Origin of the sequence: Mycobacterium sp. IS-2888 (assembly GCF_001954215.1) — a bacterium.
Taxonomy (GTDB): Bacteria; Actinomycetota; Actinomycetes; order Mycobacteriales; family Mycobacteriaceae; genus Mycobacterium.
Genome location: NZ_MBET01000066.1, coordinates 182395 through 196929 on the forward strand (window position 1 = coordinate 182395; position 14535 = coordinate 196929).

Below are 14535 nucleotides of genomic sequence, written 5' to 3' on the forward strand. Positions count from 1 at the left end.
TTGGATCTGGAACTAGACGAAGAGACATTGGCCTTCCAGGCCGAGGTGCGCGACTTCCTCTCCGCCAACGCCGAGGCGATCCCGACGAAGTCCTACGACAGCGCGGAAGGCTTTGCGCAACACCGGCATTGGGACAAGGTGCTCTTCGATGCGGGCCTGTCGGTGATCACCTGGCCGAAGAAGTACGGCGGCCGCGACGCGCCGCTGCTGCACTGGGTGGTGTTCGAAGAGGAGTACTTCCACGCCGGGGCGCCGGGACGCGCCAGCGCCAACGGCACCTCGATGCTGGCCCCGACGTTGTTCGCGCACGGCACCGAGGAACAACTCGACCGGATACTGCCGAAAATGGCCAGCGGCGAACAGATCTGGGCCCAGGCCTGGTCGGAACCCGAATCCGGCAGCGACCTGGCGTCGCTGCGGTCCACCGCGACCAAGACCGACGGCGGCTGGCTGCTGAACGGGCAGAAGATCTGGAGTTCGCGGGCACCGTTCGCCGAGATGGGCTTCGGGTTGTTTCGATCCGACCCCTCGGCGGAGCGACACCACGGGCTGACGTACTTCATGTTCGACCTGAAAGCCAAGGGCATCACCGTGCGGCCTATTGTCCAGCTGGGCGGCGACACCGGCTTCGGTGAGATCTTCCTCGACGACGTCTTCGTGCCCGACGAGGACGTCATCGGCACGCCCAACGACGGCTGGCGGGCCGCCATGAGCACGTCCAGCAACGAGCGTGGCATGTCGCTGCGCAGCCCGGCCCGCTTCCTGGCGGCCGCCGAGCGGCTGGTGCGGCTGTGGAAGGACACCGGCTCGCCCGCTGAGTTCGCCGACCGGGTCGCCGACGCCTGGATCAAGGCGCAGGCCTACCGGCTGCAGACCTTCGGCACGGTGACCAGGCTGGCCGCCGGCGGCGAGCTGGGCGCCGAATCGTCGGTGACCAAGGTGTTCTGGTCCGATCTCGACGTGGCCATCCATCAGACCGCGATCGACCTGCGGGGCGCCGACGGCGAGCTCGCCGGGCCGTGGACCGATGGCCTGCTGTTCGCGCTGGGCGGCCCGATCTATGCCGGTACCAACGAGATTCAACGCAACATCATCTCCGAACGCCTGCTGGGCCTGCCCAGGGAGAAGCGGTAATGGACTTTGCGCTAGACCAACAGCAACGCGACTTCGCGAACAGCATCGACGCGGCGCTCGGCGCGGCCGACCTGCCCGGGGCGGTGCGCGCCTGGTCAGCCGGCGACGTCGCGCCCGGCCGCAAGGTGTGGGAGCAGCTCGCCAACCTCGGCGTCACCGCCCTGGCCGTGCCCGAGAAATACGATGGCCTGGACGCGCACCCGGTGGACCTGGTCGTCGCGCTGGAGCGCCTCGGTCGGTGGTGCGTGCCGGGCCCGGTGGCCGAATCCATCGCCGTCGCACCGGTTTTGCTTGCCGAAGACGATCGAAGCGCCGGGCTGGCGTCCGGTGAGCTGATCGCCACCGTCGCACTGCCACCCGAGACCCCGCGCGCGGTGGACGCCGAGGCGGCCGGGCTGGTGCTGCTGGCCACCGACGCCGGTGTCAGCGAAGCCGTAGCGGGTGAGTGCCACCAATCCGTCGATCCCAGCCGCCGCCTCTACGACGTGACGGCAACCGGCGACACCTGGCAGGGGGACGTCGAGCGTGCCTACCGGTTCGGCGCGCTGGCCACCGCGGCGCAGCTGGTCGGCGCCGCGGAGGCGCTGCTCAACGGCGCGGTCGATTACGCGAAGCAGCGCACGCAGTTCGGCCGGGTGATCGGTTCGTATCAGGCCATCAAGCACAAGCTGGCCGATGTGCACATCGCGATCGAGCTGACCCGTCCGTTGGTGTACGGCGCGGCGCTGACGTTGGAGCCGCGCGACGTGAGCGCCGCCAAGGCGGCCGCGTCCGAGGCCGGGCTGTTGGCGGCGCGGGCGTCGTTGCAGACGCACGGCGCGATCGGCTTCACCCAGGAGCACGACCTTTCGCTGTGGCTGCTGCGGGTGCAGGCATTACGCTCGGCGTGGGGTGATCCCGAGGCGCATCGGCGCAGGGTGCTGGAGGCGTTATGAGCGAAGAACGGGAGATGCTGCGCGAGACCGTCGCAGCCCTGGTCACCAAACACGCGGACCCGGCGGCCGTGCGCGCCGCGATCGAGTCGGAGGCGGGCTACGACGAATCGCTGTGGCGGCTGCTGTGTGAGCAGGTCGGCGCCGCCGCGCTGGTGGTGCCCGAGGAGCTCGGCGGTGCGGACGGCGAATTGGCCGATGCCGCAACGGTTTTGCAGGAACTGGGCCGCGCGCTGGTGCCCTCCCCGCTGCTGGGCACCACGCTGGCCGAGCTGGCGCTGCTGGCGGCGCCGGAGCCGGACCCCGACGCATTGGCGGGACTGGCGGAGGGTAGCTCGATCGGCGCGCTGGTGCTCGACGCCGACTATGTGGTCAACGGCGACATCGCCGACGTGGTCGTCGCCGCGGTGGACGGCGAGCTGGCCAGGTGGACCCGGTTCAGCGCGCACCCGGTGACGACCATGGACCCCACCCGCCGGCTGGCCCGGGTGCGGCCCGAGGAGACCACCGCGCTGGGCCCCGACCCCGGCCTGGCCGACTCCGCGGCGATCCTGGTGGCCGCCGAGCAGATCGGGGCCGCCGAGCGCTGCCTGGAGCTGACCGTCGAATATGCCAAGAGCAGAGTGCAATTCGGCCGTCCGATCGGCAGCTTCCAGGCGCTCAAGCATCGGATGGCGGATCTGTATGTCGCGATCGCGGCGGCGCGGGCCGTCGTCGCCGACGCGTGCGTCGACCCCACACCCACCAACGCCGCCACCGCGCGCCTCGCCGCAAGCGAGGCGCTGAGCAGGGCGGCCGCCGAAGGCATTCAGCTACACGGTGGCATCGCGATCACCTGGGAACACGACATGCACCTGTATTTCAAACGCGCACACGGCAGTGCCCAGCTGCTGGGCGCACCGCGAGACTTGCTGAGCCGGCTGGAATCCGAGGTGCTCAAAACGCCGTGAACGCCTCCGTCGCGCTGCGTGCCGGCATCCCGCCGTTCTATGTGATGGATGTCTGGCTGGCGGCCGCGGAGCGCCAGCGCAGTCATGGCGATCTGGTGAACCTATCGGCGGGACAACCGAGTGTCGGTGCCCCCGAGCCGGTGCGGGCGGCCGCGGCGAGCGCGCTGCATCTCAACGAGTTGGGTTACACCGTGGCGCTGGGCATCCCGGAACTGCGCGACGCGATCGCGGCGGATTACCAGCGCCAGCACGGAATCTACGTCGAGTCCGACGCCGTGGTGATCACCACGGGCTCCTCGGGCGGGTTTCTGCTCGCTTTTCTCGCATGCTTTGACGTCGGCGATCGGGTGGCGCTGGCCAGTCCCGGCTACCCCTGTTATCGAAACATCCTGTCGGCGCTGGGATGCGAGGTGGTGGAGATCCCGTGCGGGCCGGAGACTCGGTTCCAGCCGACCGCGCGGATGCTGGCCGAACTGGACCCGCCGGTGGCCGGAGTCGTCGTCGCCAGCCCGGCCAACCCCACCGGGACGGTCATACCGCCGGCCGAGTTGGCGGCGATCGCGTCGTGGTGCGAGGCCTCGGGGGTGCGGCTGATCAGCGACGAGGTCTACCACGGCCTGGTCTACCCGGGCGCCCCGCAAACCAGCTGCGCCTGGCAGACGTCGCGAAACGCGGTGGTAGTCAACAGCTTTTCCAAATATTACGCGATGACGGGCTGGCGGCTGGGCTGGCTGCTGGTGCCGCCGGAGCTGCGCCGCGCGGTGGACTGCCTGACCGGCAACTTCACCATCTGCCCGCCCGTGCTGTCGCAGATCGCTGCGGTGGCGGCGTTCACGCCCGAGGCGATCGCCGAGGCCGACGGCCATCTGCGTCACTACGCCGTCAACCGCTCGCTGCTGCTCGACGGGCTGCGCCGGATCGGGATCGACCGGCTGGCGCCGACCGACGGCGCGTTCTACGTGTACGCCGACGTCTCCGACTTCACCGACGATTCGCTGGGTTTCTGCGCAAAGCTGCTGTCCGACACCGGCGTTGCCATCGCACCGGGCATCGACTTCGACCCCGCGCGCGGCAATGCGTTCGTCCGGCTGTCCTTCGCCGGGCCGACCACCGACATCGAGGAGGCGCTGCGGCGCATGGGGCCCTGGCTGGTGCGCCGCTAAGCGTCGAGGACCTTGTCGATGCGCGCCTCGAGGGCACCGCGCTCGGCGACGTCATCGACATTGATGCCGAACCGGTCGCGCAGCGCGTCGACGACCGCTGCGGCGTCCTCGAGCCGGGTTTTCTCGCTACCATCGGCGCGGTGAACGGTCAGGTTGCGCCCCGCCAGGTTCATTCGGGCGCCGTCGGTCAACCGCGCGACCGTCAGGCTCGTCACGAAGTGCGACGACGGGTGGGTCGACACCCACCAGCTACCCACCCGCAGGTCGATGTCCGGCCTGGTTCGCGTGGTGAACTCGTAGAGCGACTGCCACTCGCCGCGGATCTGGGCCTCCAGCACCAGTCCGTCGCGGCGGTCCCGCAACCGGTACGGTTCCAGCGTCGTCTGCTGGACGCTGCCCGTTTCCAGCCGGATGGGCGAAGGCAGGGTCTGGCCGCCGAAACCGACGTCCACGAGATATGGGCCCGCGGAACCGGGGAACGTCACCGCCAACACCGTATGAGTCTGCGCCCCGACCGGCGCGTCGGGCGGGACCATCCAGATCACCCGCCCGGCGAATCGCCGTACCCGAAAGCCGATTTCGGCGAGCGCATAGCCCATTAGGCCGTTCTGCTCGTAGCAGTAGCCGCCCCGACCCCGGCGAACCAGCTTGTCGGCGAGGGATTCCGGGCTCAGGTCGTCGACCGGCACCCCCAACAGCGGATCGAGGTTCTCGAAGGGAATGGTCCGAGTGTGGGCGGTCACCAGATCCTGTAATACCTCGAGGTTCGGCTCGGCGGCGCCGTGGTAGTCGATGCGATCGAAGTATCCGTTCAGATCGAGCGTCATGACGCCATTCTGGCCCAGGGAGGCGTCAGAATATGTCCGGCGGAAACTATCCTCGCCGAATCTTCTCCGCGGGAGATCGCGAGCGATACTCTTGACCTCGCTAATTCATTCATTGCACAGATTGGCGCCCAGAAATGGCTGAAGGACCTGCCAGCGACGGTCCGACGCCGGCCCCGAGCGGGCTCGCTGCGGAGTTGGCTTCCGCCGGATTCGAAGATGCCCGCCAAGTCGCCCGGGGCGGCGCCGGCGTGATCTATTGCTGCTACGAGACGGCGCTCGGGCGAAATGTCGCGGTCAAGGTGCTGCCATCGCATTTCGACGAAGACAGCAGGGAGCGCTTTCTGCGCGAGGGCTATGCGATGGGGGGCCTCTCGGGGCATCCGAATATTGTCAACATCTTGCGCGTCGGCGTGACCGAGAGCGGCAAGCCGTACATCGTGATGCCCTACCACGCAGCGGATTCGCTGGCCGTCAGGTTGCGCCGCGAGGGGCCAATTTCTTGGCCCGAGGCATTGCGGATCGGGGTGAAGTTGTGCGGGGCACTGGAAACCGCACACAAGAGCGGAACTTTGCACCGCGATATCAAGCCCGCAAACGTGCTTATCAACGACTACGGCGAGCCCCAGCTGAGCGATTTCGGGATCGCCCACATCGAAGGCGGGTATGAAACCGCGACCGGGTTCTTCTCCGGCACAATCGACTACACCGCGCCCGAGGTTATGACCGGTAATCCGGCAACGGTGAGTTCCGACCTTTACTCTCTCGGCGCCACAATTTATGCGCTCATTGCCGGCAGCGCCGCACACGAACGCCGCAGCGGCGAGGACCTCATTGCGCAGTATCTGCGGATCAGCACGACACGGGTCCCGGACATGCGTCCGGACGGGATCCCGGACGCGGTGTGCGCGGCGATCGAGCATGCGATGGCCATCGATCCGGCCGAGCGGCCCACGTCCGCGGCGCAGTTCGGCCGCGAATTGCAATCGGCGCAGCGCCAGAATGGCCTGAAACCCGATTCGATGGCGATCACCAGCGTCGGTGTCGAGCCGGGGCACACGGTCAACGTGACGGCGGGCCTCACCGCGACTCCCTCCGCTTCCCCCCGCGGACACACGGCAACGGGGCGGCCGCCGGATCGCACGACGTCGTCCGTTCCCAAACCGCCGCCGCCGAGCGAGTCCGCCCCCGCGACCGCGCCGCTGGCGGCGTCCGGGTCCGACGAGTACTCCGCCGCGGCGACCAGATTGCGCGGCGGAGGCATCACCGGAACGCAGCGGCCGGTGCCCGCTCCGCCGCCCCCGCCGTCGGGAAACGGCAACGCAATGACCCCACCGAGGATCCCCGCGCAGCCGCCGGGCGCCGTCCCGCCCCCGGGTGGGAAACCGCCGCTGCAGGCGCGGGCCGCCGCTTGGTTCGGCGAGCCGGGAAAGAAGCGGAGTCGCATTGCGCTGGTCGCCGGCGCGGCCGCCGCCGTCGTGCTGCTGGTGATCGTCGTTGTGGTTTTCGCGATTCCGGGCGACAACGGCCACAAGACCGCCGCGAGCCAACCGAGCACGGAGGCGCCGGTCGAATGGAAACCGATCACGAATGCGCGCGTCGCTCGCGACGCCGGGGCCACCACCCAGGTCGACGGCACGATCTGGATCTTCGGCGGGATTCGAAGCGACGGAGCCCTCAGCGCGATGCAGGAGGGCTACGACCCAGTCATCGATAGCTGGAAGGGCGGCGACGATCTACCGGTTGCCGTCCAGCGCGCGACCGCGGTCAATTGGCAGGGAAACCCCGTCGTGCTGGGCGGGCTCAAGTCAGTGGGCGGCAAAAGCGTTGCGTCGGACCAGGTTTGGCGTGTGATCAACAGTCGCTGGGTAGAGATGCCGCACCTGTTGCAGCCCAGGGCGGCGGCGGCAGCGGCCGTCGTCGGTGATCGGCTCGTTGTCACCGGCGGTGTCGACGCGGGCGGTGCGCTGCTGAACACGACCGAGGTCTTCGACGGCAACTCTTGGAGCCTGGGCGCGCCCATACCGACTCCGCGGCAGATGCTTGCCGCGGCCTCCGACGGAAAGTTGGTGTACGCGGTCGGCGGTACCAACGGCGGCTCGGATCTGCCGACGCTCGAGGCGTATGACCCGGCGGCGAAAGCCTGGACGTCGTTGCCCGCGCTTCCCCAGGCGCGCAGTGACCTCGGCGTGGCCATCACGGACGGCCGCCTGGTGGCCGTCGGCGGCGTGTCGTCGGGGCAAGTCCTCAAAACCGTTTCGGTGTTCGATCTGATGACCAAAACGTGGACCGGGTTGCCGGACATGACGACCCCGCGCCACGGGATGGCCGTCGCGGCGGTGGAGAAATCCGTCTACGCGATCGGCGGGTCCACCGGTGTCGGAGATGGCCAGGTAACCGCTGCGGCGGAGGTGCTGAAGCTGCCGGCCCGCAAGATCCAGCCGGCCTCGCAGTGGCGGTCCCTGCCCGACGCGCCGACGGCCCGGTTGATGATGGCCTGGGCGGTCCTCAACAACAAGATCTGGATCCTCGGCGGCCTGCAGAACGGAGTAGCGCTCCAGACCGTCGAAAGCTACGACCCGCGCAGCGGCGCCTGGGAAACCGGCCCTCCGTTGCCCATCCCGCTGCACCACGCGGCGGCAGCGACGTACCGCGGCGAGGTGGTGGTGCTCGGCGGTGCGAGCGACAACCTCGCGAACGCGTCCAACAAGGTGTTCGCGCTGCGGGGTGGCAGCTGGGTGGAGCTGCCGAGCCTCACGCACGCTCGGGCGGCGCCGGCCGCCGCCGTGGTGGGTGACAAACTCGTGGCGGTCGGCGGGCAGAACGCCAAGCAGCTCGTCCCGCAGACCGAGGTCTTCGACGGCACTTCGTGGAACGACGCCGCCGACATGCCGACGCCGCGCGAACACCTGGCCGCGGTCTCCGACGGCACCTACGTGTACACGGTCGGCGGCCGGTTCCTCTCGGCTGACAAGAATTCCGCGGCCCTCGAACGGTTCGACCCCGCGGCGGGGACCTGGACCAAGCTGGTGGGCATGCCGACGCCGCGGGGAAGTTACGGCGCCACCTATATCGATGGCGGCATCGTGGCCGTCGGTGGCGAAGAGCCGACGATGGTGCTGAACACGGTCGAGATGTATGACATCGCCAGCGGGAAGTGGAGCACGCTGGCGCCCATGCCGACGGCGCGGCACGCCGAGGTGGTGGCGACCGTCGGCAACACGGTGTACTGCATCGGCGGGGCAAACCGGCCGACCCACGAGGGTCCGATCGCGACGGTCGAGGCGCTGGACTTCATGTAGCGGCGCCGGCGCCGGCATTGGCTGTTTGGCATACGTCGAGTACGGGGACCCCGGGTAGACGGGCAGACCAATACACCGAGCAACGGAGCCCCATTTATGAGCACCAGCAATATCGTCTGGATGGTGATCGCCGCGGCGGTGGCAGTCCTCGTGGTCGTTGCCCTGATCGTCATCGCGACCAGGGCAACGCGGCGACGCCGGCAGCGGCGGGCCGAAGAGATTCGCGAACACGCGCGGTCCGAGGAGGCCAAAATCGATCGGCGTCAGGCGCTAGCCGATGAAACAGCGGCGAAGGCACGCGCTGCGCAGGCTGAGGCCGAGGTCAAGGCCGCCGAAGCCGCCAAGCTGCAGGAGCGAGCGGCCACGCATCAGAGCCAGGTGGCGACATCGCGGGAGGAACTGCAGGAGCAGCAGCAACGTGCCGATCGCATCGACCCGACGGTCAAGGCCGAGACTCAGGAAGCTGCGTCTGGGTCCGCAAACGTTCGTGATGAATCGACTCGTGATGAGTCGACGAGCGGGTCGGCTACACCAGCAACCGACACCGGGGCCGCCCACCGGCAATAAGCCCAGCGATCCTTGGGCCTCGGTGCGCAAGACCGCCGCCCAAAATGGCCAAAGTGCATCACGGACCAACGCTTGTTTGATATATGTCTAATAGGGCAACTCGTAGAGACGGGTCCCACCCGGTGGCCCGCCCCCTCAGCGGGCCACCGGGAATCACCCCTTATTGTCCGCTTCCCAACGGCCTATCGCGGGTGAATGGGTGAATGCATACCAAATGCACTTCCGAAGCCCGCCGAACATCGCGACGCCGCCGTAAAGCGCGTTAGAGCCAGGTGTCCTGGGTAGTGGTCGTGAGGAACGCTTCCAGGTCGTCGCGCCATTGCGCCGGCGTGGTCTTGTCCGGCTCGATTCCCGTGTAGTCGCCGCGGTAGAAAAGCAGGGGTCGGGGCTTGATCTTCGGGGCTTCCGACAGCGACTGGACCGCGCCGAACACCACGAAGTGATCGCCGCCGTCGTGCACCGATGCGACGGTGCAGTCGATGTAGGCCAGTGAGCCGTCGATGACCGGCGAACCGAGCTCTGAGGGGTGCCAGTCGATGCCGGCGAACTTGTCCGGCTCTTTCGACCCGAATCGAGCGGAGACGGCCTTCTGCTTTTCGGTCAGCACGTTGACGCAGAACCGCCCCGACGCCTCGATCGCCTTCCAGGACCGCGACACCTTCGTCGGGCAGAACAGCACCAGCGGCGGATCCAGGGACAACGCCGCGAACGACTGGCACGCAAAGCCGATCGGTGCCTCGTCGTGCACGGTGGTGATGATGGTGATCCCGGTGCAGAACTGACCCAGCACCTGCCGGAAGGCCCGCGGATCGATCGGCGCCGACATGGCTAGCCGCGCATGCCCACGGTGAAGTCGTGGCCCCACAGGCTCACCGCGGTGCTTTCCCGGGCGATCCAGTCGTGATCCTCGACCTGCCTACCCTCACAACCGAATTCGACGTCGAACCCACCGGGCGTCTTCATGTAGAAGGACAGCATCAGGTCGTTGACGTGCCGGCCCAGGGTGGCCGACATCGGCACGTTGCGGCGCAGCGCCCGGTCCAGGCACAGGCCCACGTCGTCGGCGTTTTCGACCTCGACCATCAGGTGCACGATGCCGCTCGGGGTCGGCAGCGGCAGGAAAGCCAGGCTGTGGTGGCGCGGGTTGCAGCCGAAGAAGCGCAGCCAGGCCGGCGCGCCGTCGGCGGGCCGCCCAACCATCTGCGGCGGCATCCGCATCGAGTCACGAAGCTTGAACCCGAGCACGTCCCGGTAGAAGTGCAGCGCCTCGTCGTCGTCGCGGGTGGTCAGCACGACGTGGCCCAGGCCCTGCTCGGCGGTGACGAATTTGTGGCCGTACGGGCTGACCACGCGGCGGTGTTCCAGTGCGGCGCCATGGAAGACGGCCAGCGGGTTGCCGGAGGGGTCGGAGAACTGAATCATCTCGTCCACCCGCCGCTCGGCCAAATCGGCGGCGGTGGCCTCCTTGTACGGGGTGCCCTCCACGTCGAGCCGGTTGCGGATCTCTTGCAGCCCTTCGGCATTCGCGCATTCCCATCCGGCCTCCGCAAGCCGGTCCTGCTCGCCGGGAACAATCACCAACCGGGCCGGGAAATCGTCCATGCGTAGATAGAGCGCGCCCTCGGTGGCGCCCTTGCCCTCGACCATGCCGAGGACCTTCAGGCCGTAGTCGCGCCAGGCCGCCATGTCGGTGGCCTCGATGCGTAGATAGCCCAGCGAGCGGATGCTCATCACGCACCTCCCAGGAAATCGATGGTGAGTTTGTTGAACTCGTCGAACTTCTCCACCTGCGCCCAATGTCCACACTGCCCGAAGACATGCAGTTGCGCACGGGGAATGGTCTTCAGCGCGACCAGCGCGCCGTCCAGCGGGTTGACCCGGTCCTCGCGTCCCCAGATCAGCAGCACCGGCTGGCGCAGCTTGTACACCTCGCGCCACATCATGCCGAGCTCGAAGTCGGCCCCGGAGAACGACATTCCCATCGCGCGGGTCGCGGTCAGCGACTCCGGCGTGCTGGCCAGGGCGAAGCGCTCGTCGACCAGCTCGGGGGTGATGAGCTTCTGGTCGTAGACCATCACGCGCAGGAACGCCTCGAGGTTCTCTTTCGTGGGTTCGACGGAGAACTTGCCGAGGCGCTTGACGCCCTCGGTGGGGTCCGGCGCAAACAGGTTGACGCTGAGCCCCCCGGGACCCATCAGAACCAGGCGTCCGGCCAGATCCGGGTAGTCGAGCGCGAACCGCACCGCGGTGCCCCCGCCCAGCGAATTACCCACCAGCGGAACGCGTCCCAGACCCAACTGCTCGAAGAGGCCTTTGAGCGCCCGCGCGGCGTAGCGGTTGAATTGCCCATGCTCGGCGCGCTTGTCGGAGTGGCCGTAGCCGGGCTGGTCGACGGCGAGCACGTGAAATTGCCGGGCCAGCACCGGGATATTGCGCGAGAAGTTCGTCCAGCTCGCCGCCCCGGGCCCACCGCCGTGCAGTAGCACCACGGTCTGGTCGTTGCCGACTCCCGCCTCGTGGTAGTGCAGCTTCAGCGGCCCGTCGACGTCGACCTCCACGAAGCGCGACGTGGACTCGAACGTCAGCTCTTCGGTAGCCGTCACTGTCACTAAGCGCCGCTCCTCCTCATCGCTTCGCTCTGCATCGTCACCGGCGCGCATCAGACCATCGTGTCGCCGGGCGGCAACCCGAACTCGTGGTTCCCGAAGATCACGTACGCCCGCTCGGGGTCGTTGGCGGCGTGCACCCGGCCCGCGTGCGCGTCGCGCCAGAAGCGTTGCACCGGCTGGTCATTGGCCAGCGCGGTGGCACCCGACGCCTCGAACAGCCGGTCGATCGCGGCGATCGAGCGGCCGGTGGCGCGCACCTGGTCGCGGCGGGCGCGGGCGCGCAGCTCGAACGGGATCTCCTTGCCGGCGGACAGCAGCGCGTACTCGTCGGCGACGTTGCCGGACAGCTGACGCCAGGCGGCGTCGATATCGCTGGCCGCCTCGGCGATGCGGACCTTGGCGAACGGGTCGTCCTTGGCCTTCTCGCCGGCGAACGCCGCGCGCACCCGCTTGCCCTGGTGCTCGACGTGCGCCTCGTACGCGCCGTACGCCATGCCGACGATCGGCGCCGAGATTGTGGTGGGATGCATTGTGCCCCACGGCATTTTGTAGACCGGTGCAGTATTGGTCTGGTATCCCCCGGCGGTGCCGTCGTTCATCGCCTTGTAGGACAGGAACCGATGCCGGGGCACGAAGACGTCCTTGACCACCAGCGTGTTGCTGCCGGTGCCGCGCAGTCCGACCACATGCCACACGTCGTCGATGCGGTATTCACTGCGCGGGATCAGGAAGCTGCCGAAATCCACCGGGCGGCCGTCCTTGATGACCGGGCCGCCGACGAACGTCCAGCTGGCGTGGTCACAGCCCGACGACCAGTTCCACGAGCCGTTGACGATGTAGCCCCCGTCGGTCACCACGCCCGCCCCCATCGGGGCATACGACGACGAGATCCGCGTCTTGGGGTCCTCGCCCCAGACCTCTTCCTGCGCCTGCTGGTCGAACAGCGCCAGATGCCAGTTGTGCACCCCGACGATCGAGCTCACCCAGCCGGTGGAGCCGCACGCACTCGCCAGTCGCCGCGTCGCCTCGTAGAACAGCGTGGGATCGCATTGCAGACCGCCCCACTGCTCGGGCTGCAGCAGGGTGAAGAAGCCGACGTCCTCGAGCGCCTGAACGGTCTCATCGGGCAGCCGGCGCAAGTCCTCCGTCGCCTGAGCGCGCTCCCGAATCTGCGGAAGCAGATCATCGATGCCAGCCAGAATCGACTGTGCATCACGCTGTTGAATGGAAGTCACCTACGTTTGCCTCCTGGGAGTGCGGATTTACACAGAAGACTAGAACACGTTCCGATTTGTGTCGAGCAGGGTATTCCTGCGGCTGGTAGCGGTACCAATCGGGTTTTCTGTAACATGTTCTAGTTGTCATCGAAGGAAGGGCTGGTCTTGACGGAAGCAATTCCCGACGAGCCACTCGGCGACCACGTCCTTGAACTGCAGATCGCCGAGGTCGTCGCCGAAACCGACGACGCGCGATCGCTGGTGTTCGCGGTGCCGGACACAGCGGGCGACCCCGGCATCCCCCCGGAGCGGCTACGCTACGCGCCCGGCCAGTTCCTGACATTGCGCGTGCCCAGCGATCGGACCGGATCGGTGGCCCGCTGCTACTCGCTGTGCAGCTCGCCGTTCACCGACGACGCGCTCACCGTCACGGTCAAGCGCACCGCGGACGGCTACGCGTCCAACTGGCTGTGCGACCACGCCCACAAAGGCATGCGCATCCACGTGCTGGCGCCGTCGGGCAACTTCGTGCCCAAGACGCTGGACGCCGACTTCCTGCTGATGGCAGCCGGCAGCGGGATCACCCCGATCATGTCGATCTGCAAGTCCGCCCTCGCCGAGGGCAGTGGGCAGGTGACGCTGCTCTACGCCAACCGCGACGACCGCTCGGTGATCTTCGCCGACGCGCTGCGCGAGCTGTCCGCCAAGTATCCCGACCGGCTCACTGTGCTGCATTGGCTGGAATCGCTGCAGGGGTTGCCGAGCGCCACGGCGCTGGCGAAGCTGGCGGCCCCGTACACCGATCGGCCCATCTACATCTGCGGGCCGGGCCCGTTCATGGACGCCTCGCGTGAGGCGCTGGAGACGCTGAAAGTGCCTGCGCCGCAAGTACATATCGAGGTGTTCAAGTCGCTGGACTCCGACCCCTTCGCGGCGGTCAAGATCGAGGACACCGCCGAAGGCGACGAGCCGCCGGCCACCGCGGTCGTCGAGCTGGACGGCGAAACGCATACCGTGTCCTGGCCGCGCAACGCCAAGCTGCTCGACGTTTTGCTCGCGAAGGGTTTGGACGCGCCGTTTTCCTGCCGAGAGGGCCACTGCGGCGCATGCGCCTGCACGCTGCGCAGCGGCAAGGTGAACATGGAGGTCAACGACGTGCTCGAGCAGCAGGATCTCGACGAAGGTTTGATTTTGGCCTGTCAATCTCACCCCGAATCTGATTCGGTAGAAGTCACCTACGACGATTAGTCGCGTAGCGAATCGGGAAGGGGAGCGCCGATGATGCGGCTAGTGACGGGATTCGCGGTGGTGGGGGCGATGGTGACGTTCCTGCCGGCGCCCGCGTCCTCGGCGGCCAGCAACACCGCCACCACCCTGTTTCCGCTCGACGGCCCCAACCAGCTCGAGACGCACATGTTCCTCAATTGCTTCAAGTCCGACGGTCACTGTGACTTCACTGCCGGGGCCGACGTGCGCGCCCCCGACGGCGGCGTGACCGGCTTCCCGCCGGGGCTGTGGGCCCGCCAGACCACCGAGGTCCGGTCGACGGATCGGTTGGCCTACCTGGACACGCACGCCAGCGGCCAGTACGAACGGGTCCACAAGGCGATGGGCAACGACGAGATCACCACCGTCTACTTCGGTGAGGGACCGCCGGACAAATACCAGACGACCGGGCGCATCGACTCGACCGATTGGCGGACCGGCCAGCCCAAGACCGACGTCAACGTCATCACCTGCACGCATATCCAGGTGGTCTACCCCGGGGTCAACATCACCTCGCCCAGCACCTGCGCGGTGACGACGTTCTCCTAGCTCCTGACGGCGCCGAGCCTGT

At 67.8% G+C, this 14535-nt stretch carries 13 protein-coding genes; 8 read left to right on the forward strand and 5 right to left on the reverse strand.

Annotated elements, in window-relative coordinates:
• From A5745_RS12420 to A5745_RS12435, 4 genes are read left to right on the forward strand one after another with little or no spacing between them, the layout of a single operon-like run.
• Positions 1-1134 carry an acyl-CoA dehydrogenase family protein gene (locus A5745_RS12420; RefSeq protein WP_076064176.1) on the forward strand — a complete coding sequence of 378 codons (1134 nt, stop codon included), beginning with the start codon at positions 1-3 and terminating at the stop codon, positions 1132-1134.
• Positions 1134-2069 (forward strand): acyl-CoA dehydrogenase family protein, encoded by a 936-nt coding sequence (locus tag A5745_RS12425; RefSeq protein ID WP_076116206.1) that lies wholly within the window; start codon positions 1134-1136, stop codon positions 2067-2069. Before A5745_RS12420 ends, A5745_RS12425 begins: the two co-directional genes overlap by 1 nt.
• Entirely contained in the window at positions 2066-3016 is a 951-nt protein-coding gene (locus tag A5745_RS12430; protein ID WP_076116207.1) for an acyl-CoA dehydrogenase family protein, read from the forward strand. The genes A5745_RS12425 and A5745_RS12430 overlap by 4 nt, the downstream gene beginning before the upstream one ends.
• 44 nt (positions 3017-3060) lie before the next feature.
• The gene (locus A5745_RS12435; protein ID WP_076064342.1) at positions 3061-4179 is read left to right on the forward strand and encodes a pyridoxal phosphate-dependent aminotransferase; all 1119 of its coding nucleotides are present in this window, start codon (positions 3061-3063) and stop codon (positions 4177-4179) included.
• On the opposite strand, the gene A5745_RS12440 is transcribed toward A5745_RS12435, so the two are convergent.
• Positions 4176-5006 (reverse strand): arylamine N-acetyltransferase, encoded by an 831-nt coding sequence (locus A5745_RS12440; RefSeq protein WP_076116208.1) that lies wholly within the window; start codon positions 5004-5006, stop codon positions 4176-4178. The two genes, A5745_RS12435 and A5745_RS12440, sit on opposite strands and share 4 nt — an antisense overlap.
• Positions 5007-5140: 134 nt before the next feature.
• Here A5745_RS12440 and A5745_RS12445 point away from each other — a divergent pair, with 134 nt between their 5' ends.
• Together A5745_RS12445 and A5745_RS12450 are read left to right on the forward strand one after the other, a co-directional pair.
• Positions 5141-8305, forward strand: coding sequence for a serine/threonine-protein kinase (locus A5745_RS12445; RefSeq protein WP_076116209.1), 3165 nt, complete (start codon positions 5141-5143; stop codon positions 8303-8305).
• Positions 8306-8425: 120 nt separating this feature from the next.
• A complete protein-coding gene (locus tag A5745_RS12450; RefSeq protein WP_254848557.1) occupies positions 8426-8872 on the forward strand; it encodes a hypothetical protein in 447 nt (148 codons plus the stop codon).
• Positions 8873-9134: 262 nt separating this feature from the next.
• On the opposite strand, the gene hsaB is transcribed toward A5745_RS12450, so the two are convergent.
• The 4 genes from hsaB to hsaA are packed head-to-tail and all read right to left on the reverse strand — an operon-like array spanning position 9135 to position 12716.
• Positions 9135-9698, reverse strand: a complete 564-nt coding sequence (gene hsaB, locus A5745_RS12455; RefSeq protein WP_076064165.1) for a 3-hydroxy-9,10-secoandrosta-1,3,5(10)-triene-9,17-dione monooxygenase reductase subunit — start codon at positions 9696-9698, stop codon at positions 9135-9137.
• A gap of 2 nt (positions 9699-9700) precedes the next feature.
• The gene (gene hsaC / locus A5745_RS12460; protein WP_076116211.1) at positions 9701-10603 is read right to left on the reverse strand and encodes an iron-dependent extradiol dioxygenase HsaC; all 903 of its coding nucleotides are present in this window, start codon (positions 10601-10603) and stop codon (positions 9701-9703) included.
• Positions 10603-11475, reverse strand: a complete 873-nt coding sequence (gene hsaD / locus A5745_RS12465) for a 4,5:9,10-diseco-3-hydroxy-5,9,17-trioxoandrosta-1(10),2-diene-4-oate hydrolase (RefSeq protein ID WP_076064162.1) — start codon at positions 11473-11475, stop codon at positions 10603-10605. The genes hsaC and hsaD overlap by 1 nt, the downstream gene beginning before the upstream one ends.
• A 56-nt stretch (positions 11476-11531) precedes the next feature.
• Positions 11532-12716 (reverse strand): 3-hydroxy-9,10-secoandrosta-1,3,5(10)-triene-9,17-dione monooxygenase oxygenase subunit, encoded by a 1185-nt coding sequence (gene hsaA, locus A5745_RS12470; RefSeq protein WP_076064160.1) that lies wholly within the window; start codon positions 12714-12716, stop codon positions 11532-11534.
• 147 nt (positions 12717-12863) lie between these two features.
• On the opposite strand from hsaA, the gene A5745_RS12475 reads away from it, so the two are divergent.
• Both A5745_RS12475 and A5745_RS12480 read left to right on the forward strand, forming a co-directional pair.
• Positions 12864-13946 carry a ferredoxin--NADP reductase gene (locus A5745_RS12475; protein WP_076116212.1) on the forward strand — a complete coding sequence of 361 codons (1083 nt, stop codon included), beginning with the start codon at positions 12864-12866 and terminating at the stop codon, positions 13944-13946.
• Between the two features lie 30 nt (positions 13947-13976).
• Positions 13977-14513, forward strand: a complete 537-nt coding sequence (locus A5745_RS12480) for a hypothetical protein (protein WP_076116213.1) — start codon at positions 13977-13979, stop codon at positions 14511-14513.
• Positions 14514-14535: the final 22 nt, after the last annotated feature.

What these genes read in the sequence shown, in the direction of transcription:
- A5745_RS12425 (WP_076116206.1), top strand. Translation starts at nt 1,134, where the DNA reads ATGGACTTTGCGCTAGACCAACAGCAACGCGACTTCGCGAACAGCATC.
- A5745_RS12430 (WP_076116207.1), top strand. Translation starts at nt 2,066, where the DNA reads ATGAGCGAAGAACGGGAGATGCTGCGCGAGACCGTCGCAGCCCTGGTC.
- A5745_RS12435 (WP_076064342.1), top strand. Translation starts at nt 3,061, where the DNA reads ATGGATGTCTGGCTGGCGGCCGCGGAGCGCCAGCGCAGTCATGGCGAT.
- A5745_RS12440 (WP_076116208.1), bottom strand. Translation starts at nt 5,006, where the DNA reads ATGACGCTCGATCTGAACGGATACTTCGATCGCATCGACTACCACGGC.
- A5745_RS12445 (WP_076116209.1), top strand. Translation starts at nt 5,141, where the DNA reads ATGGCTGAAGGACCTGCCAGCGACGGTCCGACGCCGGCCCCGAGCGGG.
- A5745_RS12450 (WP_254848557.1), top strand. Translation starts at nt 8,426, where the DNA reads ATGGTGATCGCCGCGGCGGTGGCAGTCCTCGTGGTCGTTGCCCTGATC.
- hsaB (WP_076064165.1), bottom strand. Translation starts at nt 9,698, where the DNA reads ATGTCGGCGCCGATCGATCCGCGGGCCTTCCGGCAGGTGCTGGGTCAG.
- hsaC (WP_076116211.1), bottom strand. Translation starts at nt 10,603, where the DNA reads ATGAGCATCCGCTCGCTGGGCTATCTACGCATCGAGGCCACCGACATG.
- A5745_RS12480 (WP_076116213.1), top strand. Translation starts at nt 13,977, where the DNA reads ATGATGCGGCTAGTGACGGGATTCGCGGTGGTGGGGGCGATGGTGACG.